Source organism: Bacillus sp. TH25 (assembly GCF_016650935.1).
GTDB lineage: Bacteria > Bacillota > Bacilli > Bacillales > Bacillaceae_G > Bacillus_A > Bacillus_A mycoides.
The window spans coordinates 268,347-292,368 of the sequence record NZ_JAEKEU010000039.1; the positions used below are offsets into that span (position 1 = coordinate 268,347).

General features: G+C 36.8%; 21 protein-coding genes. 20 read left to right on the top strand and 1 reads right to left on the bottom strand.

Annotation, left to right across the window (positions count from 1 at the left end):
* Positions 1-65 precede the first annotated feature (65 nt).
* From pfkA to JFT89_RS25285, 3 genes are all read left to right on the top strand, one after another.
* Complete coding sequence (gene pfkA, locus JFT89_RS25275) at positions 66-1,025, top strand: 6-phosphofructokinase (protein WP_002015498.1); 960 nt, start codon at positions 66-68, stop codon at positions 1,023-1,025.
* Between the two features lie 53 nt (positions 1,026-1,078).
* Positions 1,079-2,836, top strand: coding sequence for a pyruvate kinase (pyk, locus tag JFT89_RS25280; protein WP_002067522.1), 1,758 nt, complete (start codon positions 1,079-1,081; stop codon positions 2,834-2,836).
* 233 nt (positions 2,837-3,069) lie between these two features.
* On the top strand, positions 3,070-3,459 hold the full coding sequence (locus JFT89_RS25285) for an FxsA family protein (RefSeq protein ID WP_201040883.1): 390 nt from the start codon (positions 3,070-3,072) through the stop codon (positions 3,457-3,459).
* 473 nt (positions 3,460-3,932) lie between these two features.
* On the opposite strand, the gene ytvI is transcribed toward JFT89_RS25285, so the two are convergent.
* A complete protein-coding gene (gene ytvI / locus JFT89_RS25290; RefSeq protein WP_002138591.1) occupies positions 3,933-5,051 on the bottom strand; it encodes a sporulation integral membrane protein YtvI in 1,119 nt (372 codons plus the stop codon).
* 431 nt (positions 5,052-5,482) lie between these two features.
* Here ytvI and JFT89_RS25295 point away from each other — a divergent pair, with 431 nt between their 5' ends.
* From JFT89_RS25295 to dnaI, 17 genes are all read left to right on the top strand, one after another.
* Positions 5,483-5,944, top strand: coding sequence for a DUF441 domain-containing protein (locus JFT89_RS25295; RefSeq protein WP_000625507.1), 462 nt, complete (start codon positions 5,483-5,485; stop codon positions 5,942-5,944).
* Positions 5,945-6,330: 386 nt separating this feature from the next.
* Positions 6,331-7,479 (top strand): citrate synthase, encoded by a 1,149-nt coding sequence (citZ, locus tag JFT89_RS25300; protein ID WP_002067528.1) that lies wholly within the window; start codon positions 6,331-6,333, stop codon positions 7,477-7,479.
* 160 nt (positions 7,480-7,639) lie between these two features.
* Positions 7,640-8,932, top strand: coding sequence for an NADP-dependent isocitrate dehydrogenase (icd, locus tag JFT89_RS25305; RefSeq protein WP_002088934.1), 1,293 nt, complete (start codon positions 7,640-7,642; stop codon positions 8,930-8,932).
* 19 nt (positions 8,933-8,951) lie between these two features.
* Positions 8,952-9,890, top strand: coding sequence for a malate dehydrogenase (gene mdh, locus JFT89_RS25310; protein WP_002067529.1), 939 nt, complete (start codon positions 8,952-8,954; stop codon positions 9,888-9,890).
* Between the two features lie 216 nt (positions 9,891-10,106).
* On the top strand, positions 10,107-10,580 hold the full coding sequence (locus JFT89_RS25315; RefSeq protein ID WP_002015489.1) for a MaoC/PaaZ C-terminal domain-containing protein: 474 nt from the start codon (positions 10,107-10,109) through the stop codon (positions 10,578-10,580).
* 95 nt (positions 10,581-10,675) lie between these two features.
* Positions 10,676-10,912, top strand: a complete 237-nt coding sequence (locus JFT89_RS25320) for a hypothetical protein (RefSeq protein WP_016096018.1) — start codon at positions 10,676-10,678, stop codon at positions 10,910-10,912.
* A 164-nt stretch (positions 10,913-11,076) separates the two neighbouring features.
* Positions 11,077-11,796 carry a two-component system response regulator PhoP gene (gene phoP / locus JFT89_RS25325; RefSeq protein ID WP_002015484.1) on the top strand — a complete coding sequence of 240 codons (720 nt, stop codon included), beginning with the start codon at positions 11,077-11,079 and terminating at the stop codon, positions 11,794-11,796.
* Positions 11,789-13,552 (top strand): sensory box histidine kinase PhoR, encoded by a 1,764-nt coding sequence (gene phoR, locus JFT89_RS25330; protein WP_002167588.1) that lies wholly within the window; start codon positions 11,789-11,791, stop codon positions 13,550-13,552. The genes phoP and phoR overlap by 8 nt, the downstream gene beginning before the upstream one ends.
* Before the next feature lie 285 nt (positions 13,553-13,837).
* Positions 13,838-16,471, top strand: coding sequence for a DNA polymerase I (polA, locus tag JFT89_RS25335; RefSeq protein WP_016096019.1), 2,634 nt, complete (start codon positions 13,838-13,840; stop codon positions 16,469-16,471).
* Between the two features lie 12 nt (positions 16,472-16,483).
* Positions 16,484-17,314, top strand: a complete 831-nt coding sequence (gene mutM, locus JFT89_RS25340; RefSeq protein WP_016096020.1) for a DNA-formamidopyrimidine glycosylase — start codon at positions 16,484-16,486, stop codon at positions 17,312-17,314.
* A 72-nt stretch (positions 17,315-17,386) separates the two neighbouring features.
* The gene (gene ytaF / locus JFT89_RS25345; protein ID WP_002129352.1) at positions 17,387-18,019 is read left to right on the top strand and encodes a sporulation membrane protein YtaF; all 633 of its coding nucleotides are present in this window, start codon (positions 17,387-17,389) and stop codon (positions 18,017-18,019) included.
* A gap of 53 nt (positions 18,020-18,072) precedes the next feature.
* Positions 18,073-18,675, top strand: a complete 603-nt coding sequence (gene coaE, locus JFT89_RS25350; RefSeq protein WP_002067539.1) for a dephospho-CoA kinase — start codon at positions 18,073-18,075, stop codon at positions 18,673-18,675.
* A gap of 109 nt (positions 18,676-18,784) precedes the next feature.
* Positions 18,785-19,813, top strand: coding sequence for a glyceraldehyde-3-phosphate dehydrogenase (locus tag JFT89_RS25355; RefSeq protein WP_016096022.1), 1,029 nt, complete (start codon positions 18,785-18,787; stop codon positions 19,811-19,813).
* A 388-nt stretch (positions 19,814-20,201) separates the two neighbouring features.
* The gene (speD, locus tag JFT89_RS25360) at positions 20,202-20,585 is read left to right on the top strand and encodes an adenosylmethionine decarboxylase (protein WP_002003660.1); all 384 of its coding nucleotides are present in this window, start codon (positions 20,202-20,204) and stop codon (positions 20,583-20,585) included.
* A 196-nt stretch (positions 20,586-20,781) separates the two neighbouring features.
* Positions 20,782-21,243, top strand: a complete 462-nt coding sequence (gene nrdR / locus JFT89_RS25365; RefSeq protein WP_001203686.1) for a transcriptional regulator NrdR — start codon at positions 20,782-20,784, stop codon at positions 21,241-21,243.
* Positions 21,244-21,388: 145 nt separating this feature from the next.
* A complete protein-coding gene (locus JFT89_RS25370; RefSeq protein ID WP_201040885.1) occupies positions 21,389-22,795 on the top strand; it encodes a replication initiation and membrane attachment family protein in 1,407 nt (468 codons plus the stop codon).
* 33 nt (positions 22,796-22,828) lie between these two features.
* A complete protein-coding gene (gene dnaI, locus JFT89_RS25375) occupies positions 22,829-23,767 on the top strand; it encodes a primosomal protein DnaI (RefSeq protein ID WP_002015473.1) in 939 nt (312 codons plus the stop codon).
* Positions 23,768-24,022 lie beyond the last annotated feature (255 nt).

A 24,022-nucleotide genomic window follows, 5' to 3' on the forward strand; every position in this document is an offset into this window, starting at 1 on the left:
TGTGTTTTTGTATTTTTTCGTGTTATTTTATTATAAGGCAAATAATCTTTATGAGGTGAGTACAAATGAAACGTATTGGTGTATTAACAAGTGGTGGAGATTCACCTGGTATGAATGCTGCCATTCGTGCAGTTGTTCGTAAAGCGATTTTCCATGATATTGAAGTATATGGTATTTACCATGGATACGCTGGTTTAATTTCTGGTCATATTGAAAAATTAGAACTTGGTTCTGTTGGCGATATTATCCACCGTGGTGGTACAAAATTATATACAGCAAGATGTCCTGAGTTTAAAGATCCAGAAGTACGACTAAAAGGAATCGAGCAATTAAAGAAACATGGTATTGAAGGACTTGTCGTTATTGGTGGAGATGGTTCGTACCAAGGCGCAAAAAAATTAACTGAGCAAGGATTCCCATGTGTAGGTGTACCAGGTACAATCGACAATGATATCCCTGGAACAGACTTCACAATTGGTTTTGATACAGCTTTAAATACTGTTATTGATGCAATTGATAAAATCCGTGATACAGCTACATCTCATGAACGTACATATGTTATCGAAGTAATGGGACGTCACGCTGGAGATATCGCATTATGGGCTGGTTTAGCTGATGGTGCAGAAACTATCTTAATTCCAGAAGAAAAGTATGACATGGAAGATGTTATCTCTCGTCTGAAACGCGGTAGTGAACGTGGTAAAAAGCACAGTATTATCGTTGTAGCTGAAGGTGTTGGAAGTGCAATTGACATCGGTAAGCACATTGAAGAAGCAACAAGCTTTGATACTCGTGTAACTGTATTAGGTCACGTACAACGTGGTGGGTCACCAAGTGCACAAGACCGTGTATTAGCTAGTCGTCTTGGCGCAAGAGCAGTTGAATTATTAATTGCTGGTAATGGCGGACGTTGTGTTGGTATTCAAAATAATAAACTTGTTGATCATGACATTATCGAAGCGTTAGCTCAAAAGCATACAATCGATAAAGATATGTATCAATTATCTAAAGAATTATCTATCTAATCGGCTTAATGCCTTGTATTTGGGAACGGTTTCATAATTTTCGGAGGTGCAATATGCGTAAAACTAAAATTGTATGTACTATAGGTCCTGCTAGTGAAAGTATTGAGAAATTAGAGCAATTAATGGAAGCGGGTATGAACGTTGCTCGTTTAAACTTCTCTCATGGTAGCCATGAAGAGCATGGAGCTCGTATTAAAAATATTCGTGAAGCTTCAAAGAAAACTGGTAAAACAGTTGGTATCTTACTTGATACAAAAGGTCCAGAAATCCGTACACATGACTTCGTAGACGGACAAGCTGAGCTTGTAACAGGTGCAGAAGTAATTCTTTCTACTGAACAAGTATTAGGAACTGCAGAGAAGTTCTCTGTATCTTATGCTGGTCTTTATGATGATGTTGATCCAGGTTCTCGTATTCTAATCGATGACGGTCTTATCGAACTAGAAGTAATCGAGAAAGCTGACGGAAACATCCGTACAAAAGTATTAAACAGCGGAACTGTAAAAAATAAAAAAGGTGTTAACGTACCAAACGTAAGCATTAAGCTTCCTGGTATCACTGAAAAAGACGTGCAAGATATCGTTTTCGGTATCGAGCAAAAAGTTGATTTCATCGCAGCATCTTTCGTACGTAAAGCATCTGACGTATTAGAAATTCGTGAATTATTAGAAGGGCATAACGCTCAATACATCCAAATCGTACCAAAAATCGAAAACCAAGAAGGTATCGACAACATCGATTCAATCTTAGAAGTTTCTGACGGTTTAATGGTTGCTCGTGGTGATATGGGTGTAGAAATTCCACCAGAAGAAGTACCATTAGTACAAAAACGTCTAATCAAAAAATGTAACGTATTAGGCAAACCAGTTATTACTGCAACACAAATGTTAGATTCTATGCAACGTAACCCACGTCCGACTCGTGCGGAAGCAAGTGACGTAGCAAACGCAATCTTCGATGGAACAGATGCAATCATGCTTTCAGGTGAAACTGCTGCGGGTCAATACCCTGTAGAAGCTGTAACAATGATGGCTAACATTGCGGTACGTGTTGAAAAATCATTACAATATGAAGATATGTTCAAAAAACGTATTAAAGAGTTCACACCAACAATTACAGATGCAATTAGCCAATCTGTTGCGCACACAGCACTTGCTCTTGATGTAGCTGCAATCGTAGCTCCAACAGAAAGTGGACATACTGCGAAAATGATCTCTAAATACCGTCCGAAATCTCCAATCGTAGCTGTAACATCTGACGAGCAAGTAGGACGTCGTCTTGCACTTGTTTGGGGTGTTCAAGCATTTATGTCTAAGAAACGTGCAGCTTCTACTGACGAAATGTTAGATACAGCAATTCAAACAGGTATGGATGCGGGTCTAATCGGACTTGGAGATACTGTAGTGATCACTGCTGGTGTTCCAGTTGCTGAAACTGGTACAACAAACTTAATGAAAATCCACGTTGTTGGTGAAAAAGTTGCTAAAGGGCAAGGAATCGGTCGTAAATCTGCAAAAGGTAAAGTAGTTGTAGCGAAAACAGCTGCTGAAGCTGTAGCGAACGTAAACAAAGGTGATATCCTTGTTACAACAAGCACTGATAAAGATATGATTCCTGCAATTGAAAAAGCTGCTGCTCTAGTTGTAGAAGAAGGCGGTCTAACAAGCCATGCAGCTGTTGTAGGTGTATCAATCGGTATTCCTGTTATCGTTGGTGTAAACGGCGTAACAACAACTTTAAAAAATGGCCAAGAAGTAACAGTTGATGCAGCACGCGGAATTGTTTATAATGGACATGCGGAAGTGCTATAAGAAGTAATACGGAGAGAAGGATCGGAGTCCTTCTCTTTTTTTTACACAAAAAAAGGATAGAGATAGCTTTAAATACCTGAAATCGCGTTGAAAAACGTTTATTATAATGTTTAGTGGGAAGAGGGTTAATTGTCCTTTGTGAAGCTTGTATGAGCGTTTTAAGGGGCTTATAAGGGGTTTTGCAAGGGTGATACTTTCAAACCTTTTAAATGAAATATGAAGGAGTGCGAGCTATGAAGTGGTTACTGTTCTTACTTATTTCAGTGCCGGCGATTGAGATTACGGTGTTAATAGGGTCGAGTCATGTAATAGGTTTATGGTCTACGTTCGCTATGATTGTATTTACGGGTATTGTGGGTATATATTTGGCGAAACGACAAGGGTTTAAAGTACTTAGAGAGATTCAATTTAGGTTAAATAGAGGAGAAATGCCGGGTGATGCGGTTCTAGATGGTATTTTTATATTCGTAGGAGGTATTCTTTTAGTACTGCCTGGATATGTGACGGATATAATAGGTTTTATCTTTGTTGTTCCTATAACGAGAGCTTTATTGAAGCCGGCTGTTATGAAGTGGATTGATTGGAAATTTAGAAAGAGAACTACTATTATTGTTCAGAAATAACGCGTAGATTATAGCGATCTACGCGTTATTTTTTTATTTGCTATTTATAGTCAATTGTTAGCTTCCTGCCCGGGTTGGATTTTTGTTAGTTATTAAACGATAGGATGCAGAGGGTTCTTGTGAATGAAAAGTGTTACATTAGGATGATGTTTTTGCTTGTAGTAAGATTCGATTAGTGAGCAGAAGTTAGACAGGAGAAGAAAAATTACGGATTAAAGGGTTCATCTGTCTTGTTTTGTATATTTATTCATTTACATAAAAAGTAATAAATGTAAGTAATAATTATAAAGTATATAGAGTAAAAATGTATTTTCGTCCTAAAATATGCGTTTTTATGCAAAAAAATAAGAGGATTATCCTTTTTTAGGAAATTCTCTTATAGATGTAGGTAGTACAAAAAAGTACAGTGAGTAATCAGTGGGAATTTCCCACTGATTACAGTTGATTTTTTATTGTGTATGAATTAGGAAATATTATTTTGATGGTGAACCCTTAATGAATTTCCATAAGTCGTGGAATACATGAGCTTTGTGTAATGTATTAAGTAGTACTAATATGACTGGACCGATGATTAATCCTAAAAAACCAAAGAGCTTAAAGCCGACAAATAGAGCGATGAGTGTCGCTAATGGATCTAGTCCAATATTAGATGAAAGTACTTTTGGCTCCATGATTTGTCTTTGGACAATCACGACGATGTACAGGATGAGAAGACCGATGGCGAATGCAGTATCGCCTGTGAAAAATACGTATATAACCCAAGGAACGAAGACGGCTCCAGTTCCTAAATACGGGAGTAAATCTACAACCCCTGTAATAATCGCGATAGTAATTGCGTATGGAACGCGTAATATTAAAAGGCCGATTAGTACAATGATAGTTGTCATAGATACGAGTGTAAGTTGCGCTTTAACAAAACCAAACAAAGCTTTTCTTAAATCGACAAAAATAGTTTTTCCGTATCCATGCACACGATTAGGTAGAAGTTTTCTTACTTTATGAGCAAGACGGTGCCAATCGTAACTAATGAAGAAGGTGGCTAATAAGACGAAGACAAGGACAGTTAAAGTTGTTGGTAATGCACTAATGAAATTTGTTAACCCACTTATAATGGCGGTTAAAAGTTCTTTCATTTGTGTCGTTGCTTCGGTGCCTAAGTTTTGAATGTTTTGTGTAATAGTGTATCGCTGTGGTTCTCCGAGATGATTAAATTTAGAGATTAAATCATCATAGAGAGGCATAATATGATTAAGTGCAAATTGTTGGGCGAATGAAACGATATCTGGAAACTTCACTGTAACAATTTGTAGTAAGTACGTTGTGGCAGATATTGCTTCAGTTACAAGGTATGTAACAAGTCCAACGATAGCTCCGAATACGAGAATTAAGCTAACGAGTACCGCTAATGCGCGAGGGAATTGTAGTTTTTGATTAAGGAAATTGACGACAGGATTAATCAAATAAGCGAATGCAAAAGCGATAATAAAAGGGTAGATAAGGCCTGACATGTACAGCAATGCATAGAACCCAACTACCGTTGCTACAATGACAAATATGAGTCGTAATATCATATATAGTAAGTTTCGGTTCAAAGATGTATACCTCCCATTCCAATTTGGATTATCCTAATTCGTTCAACTTATAACTAGTGAGATTCACTGATCAAAGTTTCACTTTATGTTATAGTGGAATGATGGATTTAGCCTGCTTCTGCAGCGGATTAATGACTACAGAAGCTTGTTGGTGATGCTTCTACTATATGGTAAAAACTTCATTTTCTCTCCTTTTTATTTTACCTGTTTCTTATTATAAAAGAAAGGAGAGACATCCGCTTTTAAATGTATATGCATGCTTTATTTTTTTCTGGTTAAAGTCTTGTTTGTAATTTTGAAATGCGCATGAAAATCAATTTGTTTCTTTATTATAATTGGCAAATACGCATCGATATAGCATGTATAACGATAGGTTTAAAGGTATTTTTGTTTGGAAGCGAGTTCATTATTTTCAGAAAGGAAGTGCAAACATGATTAGTCAGTCAACGTTATTTTTATTCATACTACTTATTATAGGACTTATTGCTAAAAACCAATCGCTTACTGTAGCTATTGGAGTGTTATTCTTATTGAAGTTTACGTTTTTAGGAGATAAAGTCTTTCCTTATCTACAAACGAAAGGGATTAACCTTGGTGTAACAGTCATTACAATAGCAGTGCTCGTACCGATTGCGACTGGAGAAATAGGCTTTAAACAACTCGGAGAAGCAGCGAAATCGTATTATGCATGGATTGCTTTAGCCTCAGGTGTGGCGGTCGCTTTGTTAGCGAAAGGCGGCGTACAATTATTGACGACGGACCCACATATTACAACCGCACTTGTTTTTGGGACAATTATAGCTGTAGCTTTATTTAATGGAGTCGCTGTAGGTCCATTAATTGGGGCTGGAATTGCCTATGCAGTTATGAGTATTATACAGATGTTTAAATAAGGAATTTTATAGTAATATAAAATTTTTGAATTCTTTCTGTTCACAAAAGTCAGATAATTGTTTATAATAGGATTAGAAACTTTGAAAAGTTACATAACAGCAGAGACTTTACACCAGATAAAATAAAAACAACATAAAACAATTTTATAATGATATTGTTTTATGTTGTTTTTATCATAAACTCTTCGGAATTCATTTTCCTCACTAACTTGTTGTTCTGAGCGTGAGGATTCGAGGAGACATTCACGCTCATGCTTTCCATGTAAGCCATGGACAATAAGAGGGGAACATCGCAATAAATTTGCATGAACGTGCATTTTGCTTGCCTAAAGAGTGAACGAGCGTTCATAATTTATAAGGGGAGCAAATAGATATAAGGAGCAAGGTTGGGAGAATTTTCAGGAAAAGGAGAGAATGTCATGACTGTTATTCGAGGTTTAGAAGGGGTAGTAGCAACAACATCATCTGTGAGCTCTATTATTGATGATACATTAACTTATGTTGGGTATAATATTGATGATTTAGCTGAGAATGCTACGTTCGAAGAAGTAGTGTACTTATTATGGCACCGCAAGCTTCCTAACGAAAAAGAACTAGCGGAATTTAGTGGAACAGTATCTGAATACTATAAAGTACCAGGTGAGATTTTAGCATATTTGAAACAAGTAGATTTAAAAATCGCGCACCCGATGTCGGTTTTACGAACTGCGATTTCCATGCTATCATTATATGATGAGAGTGCTGAAATAATGGATGGAAAGTCTAATTATTTGAAAGCGGTTAAATTACAGGCTCAAGTCGGAACTTTAATTGCGGCTTATGCAAGAATTCGCAAAGGTTTAGATGTTGTTGAGCCAAGAAAAGATCTATCATTAGCTGCAAACTTCTTGTACATGTTAAATGATCGTGAGCCAAATGAAGTTGAAATTGAGGCTTTTGATAAGGCACTTGTACTTCATGCCGATCATGAGTTAAACGCTTCTACATTTACTGCACGTGTTTGCGTAGCTACACTTTCAGATGTGTATTCTGGTATTACAGCAGCAATCGGTGCATTAAAAGGTCCTCTTCACGGCGGGGCAAATGAAAATGTAATGAAGATGTTAACTGAAATTGGCGAAGAAGAAAATGTAGAATCATATATTCATAATGCTCTTCAAAATAAAGTGAAAATTATGGGATTTGGTCATCGCGTATATGAGCATGGTGATCCACGCGCGAAACACTTACGCGAAATGTCTAAGAGATTATGCGTGCTTTTAGGAGAAGACAAATGGTATAATATGTCTATCAAAATTGAAGACATTGTAACAAAAGAAAAAGGTCTTCCACCAAATGTTGATTTCTATTCAGCTTCTGTATACCATTGTTTAGGAATTGACCATGACTTATTTACACCTATCTTTGCAATTAGCCGTATGTCAGGCTGGTTAGCTCATATTCTAGAACAATATGAAAACAACCGTTTAATCCGTCCGCGTGCTGATTATGATGGACCGACACATCAAGTGTACGTTCCACTAGCGCAACGATAAGCGAAAAACACTATTTTGATAGTGAAAATACGCTTTCAAAAGTCTGATTTTTTTGGGAAGATGTAATGATTAGAATATTTAAATTTGACTAACGGTTTGAACTGAGGGGTTATTCCCTCAGTTTCATACATATGAAATTTCAAACATGGGGGTTATCACATTGACGACAGGTGAAAAAATTACTGTAACTAATGGTGTTATGAATGTACCAAACAATCCGATTATTCCATTTATCGAAGGAGATGGAATTGGTCCTGATATTTGGGCTGCAGCATCTCGCGTAATAGAAGCAGCAGTTGAAAAAGCTTATGATGGTGAGAAGAAAATCGTTTGGAAAGAAGTGCTTGCAGGGGAAAAAGCATTCAACCAAACAGGCGAGTGGTTACCAGAAGAGACTTTAAATTTAATTCGTGAATATTTAATCGCAATTAAAGGTCCACTTACAACTCCAGTTGGCGGTGGTATTCGTTCTCTAAACGTAGCGCTTCGTCAAGAATTAGATTTATATGTATGTCTACGTCCAGTTCGTTATTTTGAAGGTGTTCCTTCACCTGTAAAACGTCCGGAAGATACTGATATGGTTATTTTCCGTGAAAATACAGAAGACATTTACGCTGGAATTGAATATGCACAAGGTTCTCCAGAAGCAGAAAAAGTTCTTGCTTTCTTAAAAGAAGCAATGGGTGTTAATAAAATCCGCTTCCCAGAAACATCAGGGATTGGTATTAAACCAATTTCAGAGGAAGGGACAAAGCGTCTTGTTCGCGCTGCAATTCAATATGCAATTAACGAAAAACGTTCTTCTGTTACATTAGTTCATAAAGGAAACATTATGAAATTTACAGAAGGTGCTTTCAAAAACTGGGGTTACGAAGTAGCGGAACAAGAATTCGGCGACAAAGTATTTACTTGGGCTGAATATGATCGTATCGTTGAAAAAGATGGTAAAGATGCAGCGAATAAAGCGATGGCAGACGCAGAAGTGGCTGGGAAAATCATCGTAAAAGATTCTATTGCAGATATCTTCTTACAACAAATTTTAACTCGTCCACGTGAGTTTGATGTTGTTGCAACAATGAACTTAAACGGAGACTACATCTCTGATGCACTTGCTGCACAAGTAGGTGGAATTGGTATTGCACCTGGTGCAAACATTAACTATGTGACTGGACATGCTATCTTTGAAGCTACACATGGTACAGCTCCAAAATATGCAGGTTTAGATAAAGTAAACCCATCTTCAGTTCTTCTTTCAGGTGTATTATTATTAGAGCACTTAGGATGGAACGAAGCTGCGAATTTAGTAACTGATTCAGTTGAGAAAACAATTGAATCAAAAGTAGTAACTTATGATTTCGCGCGCTTAATGGAAGGTGCAACAGAAGTGAAATGTTCTGAGTTTGCTAATGAACTTATTAAAAACATGGATGTAGCGATAATCAAAAACGCATAATTAAAGCGGGGGGTAAATTATGACAATCAAACGCAAGAAAGTTTCAGTCATCGGTGCAGGATTTACAGGAGCAACAACAGCATTCTTATTAGCACAAAAAGAACTTGCAGATGTTGTAGTAGTGGACATTCCACAGCTGGAAAATCCAACAAAAGGGAAAGCGTTAGATATGTTAGAAGCGAGCCCAGTACAAGGTTTTGATGCTAACATTATTGGTACATCTGATTACGCAGATACTGCTGATTCTGACGTTGTCGTTATTACAGCTGGTATTGCGCGTAAGCCTGGTATGAGCCGTGATGACTTAGTAGCAACAAACTCTAAAATTATGAAAAGTATTACGCGCGACATTGCAAAACATTCACCAAATGCGATTATTGTTGTATTAACAAATCCGGTTGATGCAATGACATATTCTGTATTTAAAGAAGCAGGATTCCCGAAAGAGCGTGTTATCGGTCAATCGGGCGTATTAGATACAGCTCGTTTCCGTACATTTATTTCACAAGAGTTAAACCTTTCTGTGAAAGACATTACAGGATTTGTTCTTGGTGGACATGGTGACGATATGGTACCTCTTGTACGCTATTCCTATGCAGGTGGCATTCCGTTAGAAACATTAATTCCAAAAGAGCGTTTAGAAGCAATCGTAGAACGTACACGTAAAGGTGGCGGTGAGATTGTAGGCTTATTAGGAAACGGTAGTGCATATTACGCACCAGCTGCTTCTTTAGTTGAAATGACAGAAGCAATCTTGAAAGATCAACGCCGTGTATTACCGGCTATTGCGTACCTTGAAGGTGAATATGGTTATAGTGACCTTTACTTAGGGGTACCAGTAATTCTAGGTGGTAACGGAATTGAAAAAATTATTGAATTAGAACTTCTTGCAGATGAAAAAGAAGCGTTAGATCGCTCTGTAGAATCTGTACGTAACGTTATGAAAGTTCTTGTTTAATAATTAAATATAAGTGGAAAAAGATTCGGGGCCCCGAATCTTTTTCTACTATATATTGAAATGTTTTTTTGAAATAATATGAAAACGCTATCATTTGGTGTGTCCTATAATGAAACTATAGACTTATACTATACATTGCCCTCATCATAGTAAATTTCGGATAAGGTATCGCTTTTAGTAGGATAATAAGGTGAAAAAATCGGAGGGGGTTGTAACATGTTAAAGAAAAAAGTTCAAATTGGTCGTAGAATGGATGAAATTACAGTAGGAGAGAAATTATCTATCACTGAAAAAATTGAGGATAAAGATTTGTTATTGTACTTAGGGTTAACGAATGATGCCAATCCATTATATATTCAGCATGATTACGCATCCCAAACTCCGTATGAAAAGCCGATTGTCCCAAGCATTATGCTAACGGGGCTGATTACAACGGCGGTTACGAAATATTTACCAGGTCCAGGTAGTCATATTACTAGGAAGGACCTTACGTTCGTGAAACATGTTCACCATTATGAAACGTTACAAATCCACTTTGAAGTTGTGGCTGTTTCAGAGGAGGAACATACAATTGATATGCTTGTATTTGCTCATGATGAAAAAGGAGAAACTGTTGTAAAAGGTTCATTAACAGTAACACCACCTTTTAAATCTGTTTCCATTATGGAAAAAGCATTAGATAATTTTTAAAAAATGAAAGTTAGAATGATATAAAAGTAGCGTTAGTCATATTCTTATTAAGGGTATGCTAGCGCTACTTTTTGTTTGGAAAGGGTGATATAACTGTGAAATGGGAGAGGGAAGACATTATTTTTGAAACGATAAGAGAAGCTGAAGTATGGGCCGATTCAATCGCGAATGAAATGTACGGGAAAGTATTTGATGGATATGAAACACCAGATTATAAAATAGCGTATGCTCTTTCGTTTTTCCTAGCGCAAAATCGAGAGTTTATAGTTCATACGGAAGAAGAGTTTAAAAAAGATAAATTCATCTATAAAGTTTGGATAGCGACCGGATAGAGGGAATGAAGTTACGATTGCTTTTATTTTCCGAAACTCTAGTACAAACGAGCTCCATGAATAGACAATTATATTGAGGGAGACCTTGTTTTCTAGTATGATGAGAATAACGGGGAAAATACTAGGATGAAGAAGGTTTCAAGTCTATAACTTGGAGGAAAAGAATGAACAATCGTATTTTAGTAGTTGATGATGAGGAATTTATCTTAACTTTAATTGAATTTAATTTACAACAAGCTGGGTTTGAAGTTATTACAGCAATGGATGGAGAAATGGCGCTTCAAAAAGCGACTACAGAACGCCCAGATTTAATTATATTAGATTTAATGCTTCCAAAAATGGATGGTATGGAAGTTTGTAAAGAATTACGATTGCAGCGTATTATGACGCCGATTTTAATGTTAACAGCAAAAGATGATGAATTTGATAAGGTGCTAGGTCTTGAGCTTGGGGCTGATGATTATATGACGAAGCCATTTAGTCCAAGGGAAGTTGTTGCTCGTGTGAAGGCGATTTTGCGCCGTACGAAATTACAGCAGGAAGAACAAGTTTCAGAATCGCCAGATGAAGAGAGCATCAAAATTGCAGAGCTTAAAATTTTACCGGAGTTTTATGAAGCGTACTTCCAAGGAAGGAAACTGGAATTAACACCGAAAGAATTTGAGTTACTTGTTTATCTTGCGAAAAATAAAAGTCGTGTATTAACTCGTGACCAATTATTAAGTGCTGTATGGAATTATGATTTTGCCGGTGATACAAGAATTGTTGATGTCCATATTAGCCATTTGCGCGATAAAATTGAACAAAATACGAAAAAACCGACGTACATTAAAACGATACGTGGTTTAGGTTATAAATTAGAGGAGCCAAAAGTGGATGAATAAGTTTCGTTCCAGGCTTCTTTTTACATTTGTTTCTCTTATCGTTTTTATTTTAGTTGGACTAGGTGTATTATTAGAAACTGTATTTGAAAACTACTATATAGATCATGCTAAAGAGAGAATGATAAAAGAGACACAGTATGTTGCGGTATTAGCAGAAGAGCAAGGGTTTGATGCTGTTTTAAAAAAGCCTTATGTATTTGAAAAGTTAGAAGAAAAAATACCAGCTTCTATTATATTTGTTGATGAAAAAAAGAAAGTTCAATATAGCGGAGGGCAACCATCTGCATTTAATCAAGAGATGATTAAAGAACTTTCTTCTGAAGCAGCAAAACAACGAAGTAAAGTGATTACGCAAGAAACAGATCAAAAGAATGAATTTTATCATGCGGTGTTCGTTCAAGATCTAGCAGGAAAACAAGGATATATTTTGGTAAAAAGTACAATTGAGCCATTGAAAGACGTGCATCAAAAAACGTGGGGATTATTAATTATAGGATTTGTTATTGCTTGTCTCGTAGTCGTATTTTTAGGTATGAAAATTACGGGGCAATATATTAGGCCGATTGAATCGGTTACGAAAGTTGCCATTGAATTAGCGAAGGGAAATTATAAAGCACGAGCTTATGAAAGTCATTCGGATGAAACAGGGATGCTGAGTAAAGCGATTAATATTTTAGCTCGTAATTTACAAGAGATGACTCTTGAGCAGGAAATGCAACAGGATCGTCTGCATACGTTAATTGAAAATATGGGAAGTGGAATGATTTTAATTGATAGTCGCGGTTATATAAACCTTGTAAACCGTTCTTATAAGGAAACTTTCCACGTAACAGATGAAGAATATTTAGATCGCTTATATTATGAATCGTTTCATCATACAGAAATTATTGAGCTTGTGGAAGAAATCTTTATGACAGAAGTGAAAGTGCGTAAACAAATGTTATTGCCGCTTGGAATTGAGCGAAAGCATTTCGAAGTATATGGAGCGCCAATTATTGGGACGAACCATGAATGGAAAGGTATTGTTCTTGTGTTCCATGACATAACAGAGTTAAAGAAATTAGAACAAATGAGAAAAGACTTTTTAGCGAATGTTTCTCATGAACTAAAGACGCCAATTACTTCTATTAAAGGTTTTTCAGAAACGCTCTTGGATGGGGCTATGGATAATAAAAAATTCTGCGAACATTTCTTACATATTATTTTAAAAGAAAGTGAACGCATGCAAGGATTAATTGAAGATTTATTAGACTTGTCAAAGATCGAGCAACAAGGGTTTAAACTAAATATGGGGACCGTTGATATGAAGGAACTTCTTGAAGATATTCATATGGTGCTTGATAATAAAGCGGGAGAAAAAGAAATCTCTTTACAAGTGAATGCATTAAAACGTGTCTCTGTCATTGGGGATCCAGGTCGCTTGAAACAAATCTTTATTAATTTAATTAATAACGCGATTGTATATACACCGGCTGGAGGCGTTGTTTCTGTTGAATTGGCAGAAGATAAATATAATGCTTATATAAAAGTATCTGATACTGGAATTGGTATTAGTAAAGAGGAAATCCCACGTATTTTTGAACGCTTTTACCGAGTGGATAAAGCAAGAAGTAGAAATACGGGTGGAACGGGTCTTGGTTTATCAATTGTAAAACATTTAGTTGAAGCGCATCAAGGTACGATTACGGTGGATAGTGAGGTTGGGGAAGGAACAACATTTACAGTTGTTTTACCAAAATCAGCTACTGAAAAATAGGATGAAGGATATTTACAATATATTAACAATGGCTTAATTAAATATTAATAAAGCTCTGTTAATATAATATATGAAAACCCCTTCATCCAAGGAGTAATTTTGGACGAGAGTAGTTATGCTATTCTCGTCACTTCCCTTTATGCCAATGTAAGTCTGTTTATATATGATAGAAAAAAACCGTTATTTTTCTTCTCTCTATTAGTCATGTTAATATAGAGAGAGGACAGGAACGGTTTTTTTTCTGTGGAAAAAACCGTTTCAAATATGTATGGGGAGGTTTGTAGTTTGGAAAAAAAAGTCGTATTAGTAGATGGTAATAATATCGCGTATCGTGCTTTCTTTGCACTACCGCTTTTAAATAACGACAAAGGCATACATACGAACGCAATTTATGGTTTTACAATGATGTTAATGAGGATACTAGAGGAAGAAAAACCGACGCATATGCTTGTGGCGTTTGATGCGGGGAAAACAACATTCCGTCATAAAACGTATAGTGATTACAAGGGAGGGCGTCAAAAGACTCCACCTGAGTTATCAGAGCAATTCCCGTTTATTCGTGAGGTGCTTGATGCATTCAATGTACCGCGTTATGAGCTGGAAAATTATGAAGCGGATGACATTATGGGAACGTTAGCGAAAGAAGCGAGTGAGCAAGGGTTTCATGTTAAAGTTATTTCAGGAGATAAAGATTTACTGCAACTTGTTTCAGATAATACACTCGTATGTATTCCTCGCAAAGGGATTACGGAAGTAGATGAATATACGAAAGAAGCTTTATTTGAGAAATATAGCTTATCACCAAAGCAAATTATCGATATGAAAGGTTTAATGGGAGACCAATCGGATAACATTCCAGGTGTACCAGGTGTTGGTGAGAAGACAGCCATTAAATTATTAACGCAATTTGAAACGGTAGAAGCAGTATATGAAAACTTAGATCAAGTGAGTGGAAAGAAATTAAAAGAAAAGTTAGAAGCGAATAAAGAACAAGCTCTTATGAGTAAAGAACTTGCGACTATTATTACAGACGCACCGATTACTGTGCATGTAGATGATATGGAATATAAAGGGTATGAACCAAGCGATTTGATTCCAATGTTCGAGAATTTAGGATTTACATCCCTTTTAAATAAGTTAGGTGTTACGCCGGAGGAAACGGCTCCAGCTGAATTAGATGATATTACATTTGATATTGTAGAAGAAGTTACAGAAGAAATGCTTCAGCAAGATAGTGCGCTTATTGTTGAAGTGCAAGAAGATAATTATCATAAAGCCGATATTCAAGGTTTTGGTATTCAAAATGAAAATGGTTGTTACTTCATTCCAGCCGATGTTGCTCTTAAATCAGATGCTTTTAAAGAGTGGCTTGCAAATGGGGAAATGAGAAAACATACATTTGATGCGAAGCGTGCTATCGTTGCTCTCAAGTGGAAAGGTGTAGATATTCAAGGGATTGACTTTGATTTATTAATTGCCGCTTATTTACTTGATCCAGCCGATACAGATAAAGATTTCCGTGCTGTTGCGAAAATGAAAGAAACACATGCGGTAAAATCTGACGAAGAAGTTTACGGGAAAGGTGCGAAGCGTGCTGTTCCGGAGCAAGAGGTAGTAGCTGAGCATGTAGCTCGTAAAGTGCATGTATTATATGATGTTAAGCAAATATTCGAGGAAGAATTAGAAAAGAATGAGCAATATGAACTATTTACAGAGTTAGAATTACCGCTTGCTCGTGTATTAGCTGACATGGAAGTGAAAGGTGTTACAGTTGATACGGAGCGTCTTCGTAATATGGGAGAAGAACTTGCGGGTAGATTAAAGGAAATGGAACAGGAGATTTATGAGCTAGCGGGGACGGAATTTAATATTAATTCACCGAAGCAGCTTGGGGTTATTCTGTTTGAAAACTTAAATTTACCTGTTCTTAAAAAGACGAAAACAGGTTATTCTACGTCTGCTGATGTACTAGATAAGCTTATGGATCATCATGCAATCATTCCGAAGATTTTACACTACCGTCAATTAGGGAAACTAAACTCTACATATATTGAAGGGTTATTAAAAGTTGTACATGACGATTCATCTAAAATTCACACTCGATTTAACCAAGTGTTAACGCAAACGGGACGACTAAGTTCAACGGAACCAAACTTGCAAAATATCCCGATTCGCTTAGAAGAGGGAAGGAAGATTCGTCAGGCGTTTATTCCTTCAGAAGAAGGATGGATTATGTACGCAGCCGATTATTCACAAATTGAACTTCGTGTGCTTGCTCACATTGCAAAAGATGAAGGTTTAGTTGAAGCGTTCCAACATGACATGGATATTCATACGAAAACAGCTATGGATGTATTCGGTGTTGGAAAGGATGAAGTGACATCTAATATGAGACGACAAGCAAAAGCTGTAAACTTCGGTATTGTATACGGTATTAGTGATTACGGCCTTTCACAAAACTTAGGAATCACGAGAAAAGCGGCAGGGGAATTTATTGAAAGGTATTTAGAAAGCTTCCCTGGGGTACAAGAATATATGGCTGACATTGTAAAAGATGCGAAGCAAAAAGGATATGTTTCAACGTTATTAAATCGCCGTCGTTACATTCCAGAAATTACGAGCCGTAACTTTAATTTACGTAGCTTTGCAGAGCGTACAGCAATGAATACACCAATTCAAGGTAGTGCGGCGGATATTATTAAAAAGGCTATGATTATTATGGCGGATCGCTTAGAAGAAGAAGGTCTACAAGCTCGCTTACTTCTGCAAGTACACGATGAATTGATCTTTGAAGCGCCAAAAGAAGAAGTGGAAAAACTAGAGAAGCTTGTACCTGAAGTAATGGAGCATGCAATTGAACTAGCAGTTCCGTTAAAAGTTGATTATTCTTACGGTCCAACTTGGTACGACGCGAAATAAGGAAGTGATAAAATGCCGGAATTACCAGAGGTTGAAAATGTTAGACGGACACTTGAAAATCTTGTAACGGGAAAAGTGATCGAAGATGTAATTGTCACCTATCCAAAAATAGTGAAACGACCGGACGATGCAGAAATCTTTAAAGACATGCTAAGAGGCGAAATGATCGAGAATATAAAGCGAAGAGGTAAGTTTTTGCTTTTGTATGTAACGAACTATGTAATTGTTTCACATTTGCGTATGGAAGGTAAGTTTTTACTTCATCAAGAGGATGAGCCAATTGATAAACATACACACGTACGTTTCTTATTTAAAGATGGAACTGAATTACATTATAAAGATGTGAGAAAGTTTGGTACGATGCATCTCTTTAAGAAAGGTGAAGAGTTTACTCAAATGCCTCTTGCAGATTTAGGACCAGAGCCATTTGATGCTGAATTGACACCGCAGTACTTACAAGAAAGATTGCAAAAGACAAATCGCAAAATAAAAGTCGTATTATTAGATCAGCGTCTTTTAGTAGGGCTTGGAAATATATATGTAGATGAAGTATTATTCCGTTCGCAAATTCATCCAGAACGAGAAGCTGCATCTTTAACAGAAGAAGAAATAGAAAGAATTTACGAGGCGATTGTTACAACGCTGGGCGAAGCTGTTAAGCGAGGCGGAAGTACAATTAGAACGTATATTAATTCACAAGGACAAATTGGTTCGTTCCAGGAACTCCTAAATGTATATGGGAAAAAAGGAGAACCGTGTGTGAATTGCGGTACGCTATTAGAAAAAACAGTTGTTGGCGGAAGGGGAACACATTACTGCCCAATTTGCCAACCTAGAATATAGAAAAGGGATAACATCGGATAGGCATTTGTCATATACATAGAGCAGAGCTATGTATAAGGGAGGAGCTTACCGATGTACCTTTATTTATCTCTTATTTTATTAGCTTTTACATTAAGCTTAGATAGCTGTAGTGTAGGGCTAACATACGGGTTAAGGAGCGTAAGAATTCCACTAAGATCAATTATAATTATCGGGATTTGTTCAGCAGCTGTAATGCTCGTTTCCATGGGAATTGGACATATGATCGCGAAAATATTTTCACCTGTTATCGCAACGCGTATCGGCGGATTTGTTCTTATTGGAATAGGTATTTGGGTATTATATCAATTTTTTCGAAGTGATAAAAAAGAAGAACCGAAGCAAGAGGAGAAGGTTTGGAAACTAGAAATTGCGTCGCTAGGGTTAGTGATTCAAATTTTGCGGAAGCCGACTGTTGCAGATTTTGATAAATCAGGAACTATCTCTGCAGGAGAAGCGCTACTTCTCGGTATCGCTCTTTCTATAGATTCGTTTGGTGCTGGAATTGGTGCATCTTTATTAGGTTATGCACCCGCGATGATGGCGGTATTAGTCGCGGTTATGAGTTCTTTATTTTTATTTATTGGAATGAAGCTCGGTACGATTTTATCAAATATGAAATGGTTACAAAAATTTACATTCCTGCCTGGGGTATTACTCATTATTATTGGAATTTGGAAAATGTAAGTATGGGCGTGGAACATTAGTTTCGCGCCTTTAATATTGTGAGGAGGATTATTATGACAGTAGTAATTGGATTAACAGGAGGCATTGCAAGCGGAAAAAGTACGGTATCAGAAATGTTTCGTGAAATGAGTATACCGGTTATTGATGCAGATATTATTGCGCGAGAAGTTGTAGAACGAGGAAAACCGGCATATAACAAAATTGTAGAGGTGTTCGGAACGGAAGTGTTACAAAAAGATGGAGAGCTTGATCGACCAAAGCTTGGGAGTGTCGTTTTTTATAATGAAGAAAAACGATTGCAGTTAAACGAAATTGTTCATCCTGCAGTGCGTGAAGAAATGAATGCACAAAAGGAGATGTACATAAAAGAAGGTATGCAAGCGGTTGTGTTAGATATCCCTCTTTTGTTTGAAAGTAAATTAACAAATCTCGTTGATCGTGTTTTAGTTGTAGCAGTCACACCGAATACGCAATTGGAACGTTTAATGAAACGAAATAACTTTTCAGAAGAAGAAGCAACGGCTCGTATTCAATCTCAAATGCCACTAGAAGAAAAAATAAAGATGGCGGATGAAGTGATTTATAATGATGGCACAATTATGGGAACGAAAACACAATTAGCTGCTATTTTGAAGGAATGGAACATTATTGATTAAAAAATTGTGAAATTAATGAAAATGCTTAGTGACATATCTCCTTTTTGTGTTATACTATTATTGGGATTGGAGATAAATAGTATAACGCATTCAAGGGGGATAACATATTATGACTCGTGTGGCAATTAATGGATTTGGACGTATTGGGAGAATGGTGTTTCGTCAAGCAATAAAAGAAAGCGCATTCGAAATTGTAGCAATCAATGCAAGCTATCCATCAGAAACGTTAGCACATTTAATTAAATATGATACAGTTCATGGAAAGTTTGACGGAACAGTGGAAGCATTTGAAGATCACTTACTAGTAGATGGGAAAATGATTCGCCTTTTAAACAACCGCGATCCAAAGGAATTGCCTTGGAAAGAATTAGGTGTTGAAGTTGTAATTGAAGCAACTGGTAAATTTAACTCGAAAGAAAAAGCAATTCTTCATGTTGAAGCTGGAGCGAAAAAAGTCATTTTAACAGCACCTGGTAAAAATGAAGATGTAACGATTGTAGTTGGTGTGAACGAAGACCAATTAGATATTACAAAACATACCGTTATTTCAAATGCATCTTGTACAACAAACTGTTTAGCGCCTGTTGTAAAGGTGTTAGATGAGCAGTTCGGAATTGAAAACGGTTTAATGACAACTGTTCACGCTTATACAAATGACCAAAAAAATATTGATAACCCACATAAAGATTTAAGAAGAGCGCGTGCTTGCGGACAGTCTATCATTCCGACAACGACGGGTGCTGCGAAAGCGCTTGCAAAAGTTCTTCCACATTTAAATGGAAAACTTCATGGTATGGCACTTCGTGTACCAACACCAAACGTGTCTCTTGTTGATTTAGTAGTAGACGTAAAACGTGATGTAACAGTTGAAGATATTAATGAAGCATTCAAAACTGTTGCAAACGGTGCGTTAAAAGGAATTGTAGAATTCAGCGAAGAGCCTTTAGTGTCTATCGACTTTAATACAAATACACACTCAGCTATTATTGATGGTTTATCTACAATGGTAATGGGTGAGCGTAAAGTGAAAGTACTTGCTTGGTATGATAACGAGTGGGGCTACTCTCGTCGTGTTGTAGATCTTGTAACGTTAGTTGTTGATGAATTAGCAAAACAAGAAAATGTGCAACATATTTAAGTGAAATAGAGAGAGGGCAAGTAAATATTTGCCCTCTTTTTTTATTTTTTTCTGAAAAGGGAAAAAATTATATGAATATATTTTCAAATAGTGGACATACCAAAAACCATTGGGATTACTGTATTTGTGAATCGATTAATTTTTTTAGGGAAAAGTAAAGAGGAAATTATGACAGAAAATCGAAAAAACTGTGGTTGCAAAATGAAAATAAACAAAGTATACTAACACTCGTAAACTTAAGAGCTGAGGTACGTAGTCACTACTTAAAGGGTTAGGACCTCTCTGGACTAACTTTCCCCCGTGGTAGTGGAGCAAGCCAAATTGCAAATTAGTTTTCAATTCGAACAGTTAGAATAAATTTACAAGGGGGAACTGTAGAATGGATACTATGGATACGATGGGTCGTCACGTGATCGCTGAACTTTGGGATTGCGATTTCGACAAGCTTAATGACATGCCGTATATTGAACAATTATTTGTGGATGCAGCACTAAGAGCTGGTGCTGAAGTACGTGAGGTTGCTTTTCATAAATTTGCACCACAAGGTGTAAGTGGAGTAGTAATTATCTCGGAATCACATTTAACAATTCATAGCTTTCCGGAGCACGGTTACGCAAGTATTGATGTTTATACTTGTGGGGATCGTATTGATCCCAATGTTGCTGCAGAATATATTGCAGAAGGTTTAAACGCGAAAACGCGTGAGAGCATCGAGCTTCCTCGAGGCACTGGTAGCTTCGAAATTAAGCAGAGAGAAACAAAAGCTCTTTAAAAAAGAACATAATTGATTTAAAATGTAAAGAGGTGTATAATGCACCTCTTTTTTAGTTTATATAAAACAGGATCACGATATGTAATAACTTAGAGTGGTCATTATAGAAGAATGAGTTATATAATATTGTATATATATTTTCACATGTAGGTGAGTAGCGAAAGAATAAAGATTATATTGTAAAGGAGTGAATGAATTGCGTTGTCCATCCTGTTTTCATAATGGCACAAGAGTGTTAGATTCGCGTCCGGTAGACGAGGGGCGCTCTATTCGAAGAAGAAGAGAGTGTGAAAGTTGTTTAAGTCGCTTTACGACATTTGAAAGAGTAGAAGAATCACCTCTTATCGTTGTTAAAAAAGAAGGAACACGAGAAGAGTTTAATAAAGAGAAAATTTTACGCGGTTTAATTAAAGCGTGTGAAAAAAGACCTGTATCTTTAAGGCAGTTAGAGGAAGTAACACAAAGTGTGGAACGTGAACTTCGTAACTTAGGTATATCAGAAGTGAAAAGTGATATGATTGGTGAAATTGTTATGGAAGAACTTCGTGATATTGATGATGTTGCTTACGTACGTTTTGCTTCTGTGTATCGTCAATTTAAAGATTTAAATGTATTTATTGAAGAATTAAAAGATATACTGCAAAAAGAGAGAGAGTAGAAAGAATCTCTTTATATACTGTAAGTAAACGAGATAAGAGAGCTAGAAGCGGAAGCTAATAGCTCTTTTTCGCTAATAAATTATATAATAAAGATAGAACGAGTGAAATGTAGGTTAGATTGGATGAGAGAAAGGAAAAGCAAGAATGGAAAAACAGTCATGGATGGAGCTATTGCCGATTGATCGTTATAAAGTAAGTGCGAAAGGGTTGTTACATAATTACGACCGGAAAGTATTAACGATGTTGTATCAGCCGTTAATAGGTAGTAGAGCTTTTAGCTTATACATGACACTATGGGGAGAGTTAGAGCAAGATCGTGTGTTTGGAAAAGAGAATACACATCACTCCCTTATGGTGACTATGCAAATGCAACTTCCTGAAATATATGGGGAACGAGTAAAGTTAGAAGCGATTGGTCTTTTAAATGTATATATTAAGAAAGAAAAAGATATTCGAATGTTTATATATGAATTGCAACCACCTTTATCTCCGAAGCAGTTTTTTGATGATATTGTTTTAAGTATCTTTTTATATAATCGCTTGAGTCGGACAAAATACAACCAAGTAAAGCAATATTTCTTAGAAGAAGAATTCGATTTTGCTTCTTATGAAAATGTTACGCGCTCCTTCAACGATATATTTGATTCGTTTAATCCAGGTCAGTTTGAATATGCGCAAGAAGAACTGCGTATCCCGAAAACGACAATTATGCCAAGTAACGAGAATGGGGATGCTCCGAAAGTTTGGAACGATTTCTTTGATTTCTCTTTATTTGTAGACGGACTATCAGCGCTTGTTCCTAAAAAGGCGATTACAGATCAAGTGAGAGAATGTGTTATTACACTCGCTTATGTGTACGGTGTGGATGTGTTATCGATGCAAAATATCGTTCTTGGCGCAGTGACAGAAATGCAAACAATTGATATCGAAAGGCTTCGGAAGGGAGCACGCGATTGGTATCAATTCGAAAATGGTCAAGCGTTACCTGTATTAAGTGAAAGAGTGCAACCTCATGCTGCTCGTACAATGAAAGAGAAAGAGCCATCTACGCAAGAAGAGATGCTAATGAAGCAGTTAGAGGAAATCTCGCCAAAACAACTATTGAAAGAGATTTCAGGCGGTGCAGAGGCGACGAAAGCGGACTTGCAAATCGTTGAGGATGTAATGATAAACCAAAAGTTAACGCCAGGGGTTGTGAATGTACTTATTTATTACGTTATGCTACGCTCAGATATGAAGCTTGCTAAAACGTATGTCGAGAAGATTGCTGGACATTGGGCGCGAAAAAAGGTCGGTACAGTAGGCGAGGCGATGGCGCTAGCGAAAGAAGAAAATCGTCAATATCAAGAGTGGGCTGAGACGAAGAAAAAAGGTCGTACAGCGAAGAAAACAGTGCGAAAAGAAATGGTACCAGATTGGCTTAAAGAAGAGTCGAAAGAAGAAGAGAAAGCACCTGTAAAAAATGACGTAAGTGCGAAAAAAGATGCAAGTACGTTAGAAGATGAACGGAAACGATTAGAAGAAGTATTGAAAAAATATAAGCGTGATTAATAAAAGAAAATGAACGCTCTTTGAGGTGAGAAAATGGAGCATATTCAAAATTCATTTACGAAATTAATGGAAAATAAAAACTTTAAAAATAGATATGAAGTCTTAAAGGCAGAAGTGATGGCGCACCCTCGTGTGAAAGAATTTATAGACGAACATAAAGGTGAAGTAACGACTTCTATGATTGAACGAAGTCTTGTGAAGTTATATGAATATATTGGACAAAGTGTAGGGTGTGCGGATTGTCCAGATTTAGGGTCATGTAAAAATATGCTACAAGGATATGAGCCGAAGCTCGTCATTCAAGGTAAGATGATTGATATTCAATACGATCGTTGTATTAGAAAAGTAGCATATGATGAGAGAAAGAAATATGAAAAACTCGTTCAAAGTGTATATATGCCAGTTGACATTTTGCAGGCAACTATGGAGAATTTAGACCCTTCAGATTTAGATGCACGTATTGATGCAATAGGTGCAACGAATGAATTTTTAAACACATACGAACCAGGTAAAAAAGCACAAGGTTTATATTTGTACGGTAAATTTGGTGTAGGGAAAACGTATCTTTTAGGGGCAATTGCAAATGAGCTTGCGCGAAAGAAAATTAGTTCGATGCTCGTATACTTCCCAGAATTTTTACGTGAAATCAAAAGTTCGATTCAAGATAATTCGATTAGCGGAAAGATTGATGCTGTCAAACGTGTACAAGTATTAATGTTAGATGATATCGGGGCAGAAGCGATGTCAAGTTTTGTACGTGATGATGTACTCGGTGCAATCTTGCAATTCCGTATGTTGGAAAACTTACCGACGTTCTTTACATCTAACTTTGATTTCAAACAGTTGGAACATCATTTAACGTATACACAGCGCGGTGAAGCAGAAGAGATGAAAGCGGCCCGTATTATGGAACGAATTAAATATTTAGCGAAGCCAATCCCAATTGGCGGGAAGAATCGTCGTAATAAGTAAAGAGCGAGCTGAGAAGCTCGCTCTTTTTTATCCCGCTATTGGCGGGCAGTAAGACTCCTACCTCAAAATTTGGCTGTAAAGCAAAGAAGTGGCGGCCCGTAAAAGCCCGATTGGTGCGGCTAATAATCAGTGGAGGATGGACAAAACCTCCATTGATTAAAGTTTCACTTTATTTTAATCATTTTTTCAGAGTAGCTTGTATCATTTTTTTCTCCCTCCCTTAATATATATAAAATTAGCAAGCCATATCGAGTG